1 protein-coding gene is annotated in these 743 nt (G+C 41.9%); it reads left to right on the forward strand.

Annotated elements, in window-relative coordinates; genetic code table 11:
- The coding region (locus ACFINO_RS10350; RefSeq protein ID WP_375655741.1) for an autotransporter outer membrane beta-barrel domain-containing protein at window positions 1-743 on the forward strand (743 nt) is incomplete at both ends.

Raw genomic sequence — 743 nt, forward strand, 5'->3', positions numbered from 1 at the left:
CCGTTTAGAAAATCAGTATGTTAAACCTTCTGTTCCTACTGATGGACTTGTTCTCGATGAACGAGTAGATGGATTTGTTCTCCCTGAACGAGTTGTCAGGTCTGTTGTACCGCAAGTACCCACTTATCTGCTCTTGCCCAATAGCTTATTTCATGTTGGTTTGATGGATATCGGTGATCAAAATAAGCAGTTGGAGACGTTGCGGATGAGTGCGGGTGGAATGTTAGAAGTTCATGAAAACCCTGCTTTGTTCTTGCGTGGTTATGGTGGTCATTACCGTTATGCTTCAGATCTGTCCGCACTTGAATATGGCTATGGGGGACATCTTCGTTATAACGCTGTTAAGGCTGGCATTTTGCTGAAAACGATCGAGAGTGCAGATAATGTAGTATCTTTTGGGGTGATGGGTTCTTATGGAAAGCTTTCTCTACAACCTAAAAATGTTGAACACAGTGAGGAAAGTACCTTTGATAAATGGTCTATAACGGCATATAGCACTCTGCAGCATGATGCGGGCTTTTATGTAGATGGTCTTTTATCCTATGGTCTGTTCAAAGGAGATGTGGTTACTCTTGCCCGTGGTAAGACAGCAACATTAAAGAGCAAACCTCTCAGTGTTTCCTTGACAGGTGGTCAGTCATTTGCAACAGGATATGAAGGTTTTGTTGTTGATCCTCAAGTTCAGGTTGTTTATCAAAATCTCCAATTTGATAAGGCCCGTGATATCGATAATTTTGATGTTG

Source organism: Bartonella sp. AA83SXKL, assembly GCF_042196965.1.
In the GTDB taxonomy this organism is placed as follows: Bacteria; Pseudomonadota; Alphaproteobacteria; order Rhizobiales; family Rhizobiaceae; genus Bartonella.